Below are 6,785 nucleotides of genomic sequence, written 5' to 3'. Positions count from 1 at the left end.
CATCACCCACCGGACTCGCATCCGACAGCCTGAGGCGTCCTCGACACCCCCACCACCCACAACCGCCAGGCGAACCTGTCAGACCTGCGAAAGCAGTAGAAGCCTTCCCGCTTGAGAGCCAGGAGCTTCGCTCACCGGCCCGTCTGGGGGCGAGAAGGAACATTACGTGGACCCCCACCACACCGCAAACACCACCGCCACCTCGGGCGTGTCGCACTCGAGGTGCCGGTGACGACCAGCGGGGTCAGGCTTCGAACCAGCCGGCCTCGGGCTTGTGGATCGCCACCTGGTCGCGCCGGGGCTGCGTCGGCGCCGCCCAGCGGACCCCGTTCGCCAGCACCCGCTGGATCTCGGGCTGGTGGTACACGGGGTACTCCTGGTCCCCGGGCGAGAAGTAGAAGATCCGGCCGAGCCCGCGCGTGTAGGTGACCCCGGAGCGGAACACTTCCCCGCCTGCGAAGGACGAGACGAAGACCAGCTCGTCGGGCACCGGGACGTCGAACGGCTCCCCGTACATCTCCTGCCGCGGGATGACGATCGGGTCGGGCACCCCCTCGGTGATCGGGTGGGTGTGGTCGATCGTCCAGACCAGCTCCCGCTCCCCCTCGTTGCGCCAGAGGAGGGAGGCCGTCGACCCCAGCAGGCGCTGGAAGATCTTCGAGTAGTGGCCGGAGTGCAGCACGAGCAGCCCCATGCCGGCGAGCACGTGGCGGTGCACCCGCTCGACCACCTCGTCCGCGACCTGCGCGTGGGCGATGTGCCCCCACCACAGCAGCACGTCCGTGTCCGCGAGCACCTCCTCGGTGAGCCCGTGCTCGGGCTCCTGCAGCGTGGCCGTGCGGATCACGTCCCCCTCCGCGGCGAAAGAGGCGGCGAGCCCCTCGGCGATGGCGGCGTGGATGCCCCGCGGGTAGTGGCCGAGGACGACCTCGTCGCCCCTCGTCTCGTGGGCGTTCTCGTTCCAGACGGTGATCCTCATGCGACCTCGACCTCCCGATCCTCGGCGGCGGACTGGTAGACGGCGTCGATGACGCGGCTGCGGTGCAGGGCGTAGTCGCCGTAGGCGTCGGCCCACTCCCCCGACCGGACCTTGGCGACGAACTCCTCGATCACGGCGAGGTGGTGCCCGGACGGCACGTGGACGGTCGGGATCGTGACGACGGGCGCGCCGCCCTCGTCCCCGTACAGGCGGATCGTGCCGTCCGTCGCGTAGTCGCGGACGAACAGCCGGACCCCGCCGGTGGCGCCGAGCAGCTCGACCGCGATGTCCTCCTGATCCGCGGAGTAGCTGGCCCACGACGTCTCGAGGTGGATCGAGCCGCCGGTGTCGAGCCGGAGGAGCGCGGAGGCGAAGTCCTCCACCTCGAAGGCGCGGTTGCCGCCCGTCGTCTTGGCCGCCTTGGAGCCGCCGCGACCGCCCCGCCCGAGCTCCCCGTAGGTGACCGCGCTCACGCGCTGCACGCGCGGCTCGTCCATGAGGAAGAGCGCGATGTCGAGCATGTGCGGGCCGAGGTCGACCATCGGCCCGCCACCGGCGAGCGCGCGGTTCGTGAACCAGGACCCGAGGCCGGGGATGCCGGCCCGCCGCCGCCAGCTCGAGCGCGCGTGGTAGATCCGCCCGATGTCGTGCTCGTCGAGGTAGCGGCGCAGGAACTGCACGTCGGCGCGACGACGGTGGTTGAAGGCGATCTCGAGCACCCGGTCGGCGGCCCGGGCCGCGTCGACCATCTCCTGCGCGAGCGCGCCGGTCGGCGCGAGCGGCTTCTCGCAGAACACGTGCTTGCCGCTGCCGAGCGCTGCGAGGGCGATCGGGTGGTGCAGGTGGTTCGGCACGCCGATGCTCACGACGTCGAGGTCGTCCCTCGCGACGAGGTCCTGCCAGTCGTGGTAGCGGTTCGGCACCCCGCGGCTCTCGGCGAGCTCGTCGAGCCGGGGCTGCTCCTGGCCGGCGAGCGCGACGACCTCCACCCCCGGCAGCGAGGAGAAGGCGTCGAGCGCGGTGGTGCCGGCGAAGCCGAGGCCCACCACCCCCACGCGGAGCGGAGCGGAATCGGTGCCGGGCTGCGGCATGCGGTGTCCCTTCGTCGCGACGACCGGCGCCCCTGCTGCGGGCGCCCGACCGGACATGCAATCACTCGGCGCTGCAGGGCGCACTCAGGCAGCGGAGAGGGCGCCGGCGACCACGCCGACGCCCTCCTGCCGCACCGGGCTACTTCGCGAGGAACGCCACGACGGCGGCGTTCCACTCCTCCGCGTGGCTCACGTTCACGCCGTGCGGGGCGTCGCGCACGACGACGACCTCGCTGCCGGGGATCGCGGCGGCGGTGCGCTGCCCGGAGCCCTCGAAGGGCACGACCCCGTCGGAGTCGCCGTGGATGACCAGCGTCGGCACGGTGACCTTCTTCAGGTCGTCGCGGAAGTCGGTGGTCGCGAAGGCGTTCATCGCGCCGAGCGCCGCCTTCTGGTCGGACTGCTCCGCGAGCGCCACCGCGTCGGCGACGTCCTCGGGCGTGACCTTCAGCACGCCGTTGGCGGAGAAGAAGTCGTTCACGAACTGCGGGAAGAAGGCGTGGCGGTCCTTCGTCAGGCCCGCCTCCATGCCGGCGGCCGTGTCCTTGTCCAGCGGACCGTCGGGGTTGTCGTCGCTCTTCGCCAGGTAGGGCGGCACCGCCGAGGCGAACACGACGCTGTGGAGGCGGTCCTGCCCGTACTTCGCGATGTAGCGCGCGACCTCGCCGCCGCCCATCGAGAAGCCGATGAGGGTGACGTCGCGGAGGTCGAGCGCCTCGAGGATCGACTGGAGGTCCTCGGCGAAGGTGTCGTAGTCGTAGCCCGAGGAGGGCTTGTCGCTGCGGCCGAAGCCCCGGCGGTCGTAGCTGACGACCCGGTGGCCGGCGCCGCGGAGGGCAGGGACCTGGTGCGACCACGACGCGCCCGAGAGCGGCCAGCCGTGGATGAGCACGACGGGGCGGCCCGTGCCGCCGGTGTCCTCGACGTACAGGTCGACGGACTTGAACAGGCCGCGGTGGACGGTGACCTCGGTGGAGTCGGCCATGCGTGGGCATCCAATCCGGCCGCGGACGTGGCCGCGGTCCGCGGCTCGCTCGACGTCGCGGCCGTGGAAGACGGTACGAGTGCATCCGATGTGTGCGGCGTGCACTCGCTGGGCGCGGACTGCACGTTCTGCGCATCCCGGCCCTGCACGCGCTGGGCACCGGTCAGCCGTCGGGACCGCCCTGCATCTCGAGCGTGATCTGGCCGGAGTCGAGCGTCGCGAGCACGTGGCCGAGGACCGCGGAGTCGTACACGCCGAGGTCGCGCGCATCGAGCAGCGCGTCCCGCGACGCCTGCAGCCGCCGCAGCATGTGCGCCTTCCGCGACTCCCCCGCCGCCTGGGGCACGGCGTCGGCGGCGTCCTGGACCATCCGCAGGACCTTGCCCCGTTCCTCCGCCAGCTCGTCGGGGTCGTCGGCGGCGGGGTTGAGGAGGCGGATGAGCAGCGAGAGCGTGCCGCCCTGCACCAGCAGCGAGACCGCGGCGACGCCGAACGCGATCAGGATGAGGAGGGTCCGCAGCTCGTCGCCGGGCCCGGTGCTCCCCTCCGGGATGGTCTGGGCCGCCGCGACCGTCACCGCGCCGCGCATCCCCGCCCAGACGATCACCACGCCCTCCTTCGGCCCGAGCCGGGAGGACGTCAGGTAGTCGATGTCGGCGAGCACCTGCGTGAGGCGGTTCTGGAACCGCTTCGGGTCGAACGCGCGCCGGCCGCGCGACTGGTCGAAGCGGCGTTCGCGCCCCCTCGGCAGCTGCACGACCACGGGCTCCCCGGCCTCGAGCTGCCGCTGCATCTCCTCCACGCGCCCGCGGGAGCCCGAGCCCCGGCGAGCCCTCCTCGCGAGCAGCCCGAGGAGGGGCGCGACGAGGGCGGTGCGGATCAGGACCACGGCGACGAGGGCCACCACGGCGATCCCCAGCGCCGTCACGCCGGCCTGCGGGCCGCCGGCGGCGCTCAGGATGCCCGCGATCTGCAGCCCCATGAGCAGGAAGATCGCGCCCTCGAGCACGAGGGAGACCGTCGCCCAGTTGTCCTCGTCGTTCCGCCGGTGCTGCGGGCTGAGCGAGCGCGGAGCCCGGCGCCCGACGACGACGCCGGCGGCGACCGCCGCGACGAGGCCAGACGCACCCAGCCGCTCGGCGGGGAGGGAGGCGAGGAACGGGACCGTGAAGGAGATCACGGTGTTCACGGTCGGGTCGGTCACCCGGGCGCGCAGCCGCGTGGTGAGCCGGCCCACGACGACGCCGATCACGATCGCGCCGGCGACCGCCCAGAGGAACTGGCCGAGCACGTTCCACACGGAGACCGCGGCGGCCGCGCCGGCGATCGCCGCGCGGAGGATCACGAGCGCGGAGGCGTCGTTCAGCAGGCTCTCCCCCTCGAGGATCGCCGTGACCCGGTGCGAGACGCCGGACTGCTTGACGATGGAGGTCGCGACCGCGTCGGTCGGGCTGATGACCGCGCCGAGCGCGACGCCCCACGCGTAGTCGAGCCCCGGGATCAGCAGCGTGAACAGCCAGCCGAGCAGCAGCGACGAGACGACCACGAGCACGACGCTCAGCACGCTGACCGCGCCGAGCTCGCGCCGGAGGTCCATCGCCGGCAGGGACACGGAGGCGGAGTAGAGCAGTGGCGGCAGGATCCCGACGAGCACCAGCTCGGGCGCGACCCGCACGACGCCGACGAACGGCAGCAGGCTGACGACGATCCCGAGCACGACGAGGATCAGCGGTGCGGGGATCCGCAGCCGCGGGCCGACCGCGGCCGCGCCGGCGACGACGAGCATGCCGAGGGCGGCGACGGCGATCGCGAGTTCCACGCCCTCAGCGTGGCAGGTGGCGCTCACGCGCCGCTCACGCGCCGCGTGAGCCGGGTCGGCAGGATTGGGCGCGTGCGCCGCGCCCTGCTCCTGACCGCCTACGACCGCGTCGAGTACCTCGAGCAGGTCGCCGCGAGCTGGCGGGAGGTGTCGACGGACGGCTGGCACCTGCGGGTCGCGGTCGAGCCGAGCGCCGCCCGGGACGCGGTGCTCGCCGCGGTCCGCGCCCTGCCGTTCGCCGACGTAGAGGTCGTGGTGAACGACGAGCGGCTCGGCGTGGCCGAGAACCCGTACCGGCACCTCGGCGCCCTGTTCGCGGCCGGGTACGACTTCGTCGCGCGCACCGAGGACGACCTCGTCGTCGCGGACGACGTGCTGCGGCTGCTCGAGCACTGCGCGGACGCGTACCGCGACGCGGCCGACGTCGCGGTCGTGTGCGCCTACAGCCCTGCCGGGGAGGACGCGGACCCGGCCGCGGTGCACCGCACGCCCGCGTTCTCGCCGTGGCTGTGGGGCACCTGGCGCGATCGGTGGGAGGCGCTGATCGGGCGGACCTGGGACCGCGACTACTCGACGTGGAACGACTCCCCCGGGTTCGAGTCCGGCTGGGACTGGAACCTCAACACCCGCGTGCTGCCGGCGCACGGCCTCACGACGGTGGCGCCGCTGGCCAGCCGGGTGCAGAACATCGGCGTCGTCGGGCAGCACGGCACGGCCGAGAACCACGAGCGGGCCGCGAGCTTCCGCGCCTCCTTCGGCCGCCCCTCCTACCGGTCCGCGGAGTAGCCCGCTACGTCGAGTAGAGCAGCCGGGCGCCCGGGACGCGGCCGGGCACCTCGCGCTCGAACCAGGAGCGCAGGTCGGCCATCGTGCCCTTCGGGTAGACGTACTTGACGCCGCCGAACTTCGAGCGCTTCACGCTGCGCACCGACTCGTCCATCTCGAGCTTCGTCCGCGGGTACCAGCCCTCGAGCACCTGCTTGCTCGACGGCGTGAACCGGTGCGTGATGACCTCCGCGGTCAGGTCGAGGGCGGGGATCCCGGCGAGCGCCGCGGCGACGTCGTCGAGCAGGCGCCCGTACGACTCCTGCCAGCCGTCGACGGGCATGACCGGCGCGATGGTGAGCCCGACCGGGTACCCGGCCTCGGCGACGCGGCGCAGCGCCTCGATGCGGGCGGGCATGCGGGCGGTGCCGCCCTCGAAGCGCTCGACCTCGGCGGCGTTCAGGGAGAAGCGGATGCGCGTGCGGCCGCCGTGCGGCAGGGCCAGCAGCGGCTCGACCGCGTCGAACTTCGTGGTGAAGCGGAGGGAGGCGCCGTCGCCGTGGCGGCCGGTGCCGACCTGCGCGATCGCGGCGGCGAGCGAGCCGGTCAGGTGCTCGATGCCGAGCGGATCCGTGTAGCAGGAGAGCTCGAAGGTGGTGCCCTCGCCGCCGCGGAGCGCGTCGCCGGTGGTCACCGAGCCGGTGCCGGTGAGGGAGGCGATGGGCGCGAGCACCTCGTCGAGGTTCGCGTGCACGCGGGTGATCGGCGCACCCGAGAGCGACCCCGCCAGGTAGCAGTACTGGCAGTGCGCGGGGCAGCCGCGGGCGAGGTCGAGGCGCCAGTCCGCCGACGGCGGGATGGGCTGCGGCTTCAGCGCCGACGGCGGCGCGACGACCACGGCCATCGTGGCCTTGGCACGCGCGTACGCCTCCCGCTCCGACTCGCCCTTGGGAGCGGTGGGCAGGCGGTCGGCGGGCAGGATGCGGACGTCGTCGACGCCGGCCGCCTCCACGCGCCGCAGGATCTCGGCGGTGTGCGGCAGGTCGGCGGCGGCGCGCGTCACGAGGACGTGCTTGGGGATCCAGAGGCGCGGCGCCGCGGGGAGGCGGCGCTCGGGGCGGTCGAGCAGCTGTGCAGGCATGTGCT

6 protein-coding genes are annotated in these 6,785 nt (G+C 73.4%); 1 reads left to right on the top strand and 5 read right to left on the bottom strand.

What is annotated here, in order from left to right; all coding sequences use genetic code 11:
• Positions 1–244: 244 nt before the first annotated feature.
• The 4 genes from ABEA53_RS13185 to ABEA53_RS13170 form a co-directional block, all read right to left on the bottom strand.
• On the bottom strand, positions 245–979 hold the full coding sequence (locus tag ABEA53_RS13185; protein ID WP_345481700.1) for a ThuA domain-containing protein: 735 nt from the start codon (positions 977–979) through the stop codon (positions 245–247).
• Positions 976–2,070 (bottom strand): Gfo/Idh/MocA family protein, encoded by a 1,095-nt coding sequence (locus ABEA53_RS13180; protein WP_345481698.1) that lies wholly within the window; start codon positions 2,068–2,070, stop codon positions 976–978. The genes ABEA53_RS13185 and ABEA53_RS13180 overlap by 4 nt, the downstream gene beginning before the upstream one ends.
• Before the next feature lie 139 nt (positions 2,071–2,209).
• Positions 2,210–3,055 carry an alpha/beta fold hydrolase gene (locus ABEA53_RS13175; RefSeq protein ID WP_345481697.1) on the bottom strand — a complete coding sequence of 282 codons (846 nt, stop codon included), beginning with the start codon at positions 3,053–3,055 and terminating at the stop codon, positions 2,210–2,212.
• 163 nt (positions 3,056–3,218) lie between these two features.
• Positions 3,219–4,874 (bottom strand): cation:proton antiporter, encoded by a 1,656-nt coding sequence (locus ABEA53_RS13170; protein WP_345481696.1) that lies wholly within the window; start codon positions 4,872–4,874, stop codon positions 3,219–3,221.
• A gap of 72 nt (positions 4,875–4,946) precedes the next feature.
• Here ABEA53_RS13170 and ABEA53_RS13165 point away from each other — a divergent pair, with 72 nt between their 5' ends.
• Positions 4,947–5,660 (top strand): glycosyltransferase family 2 protein, encoded by a 714-nt coding sequence (locus ABEA53_RS13165; RefSeq protein ID WP_345481695.1) that lies wholly within the window; start codon positions 4,947–4,949, stop codon positions 5,658–5,660.
• A 4-nt stretch (positions 5,661–5,664) separates the two neighbouring features.
• Here ABEA53_RS13165 and ABEA53_RS13160 read toward each other — a convergent pair whose 3' ends face one another.
• Positions 5,665–6,780, bottom strand: coding sequence for a spore photoproduct lyase family protein (locus ABEA53_RS13160; protein ID WP_345481694.1), 1,116 nt, complete (start codon positions 6,778–6,780; stop codon positions 5,665–5,667).
• Between the last annotated feature and the right edge of the window lie 5 nt (positions 6,781–6,785).

Origin of the sequence: Amnibacterium soli, from assembly GCF_039544415.1 — a bacterium.
GTDB lineage: Bacteria > Actinomycetota > Actinomycetes > Actinomycetales > Microbacteriaceae > Amnibacterium > Amnibacterium soli.
Note: the sequence above shows the minus strand (reverse complement) of the source record. Positions and strands in the feature narration are given on the sequence as shown.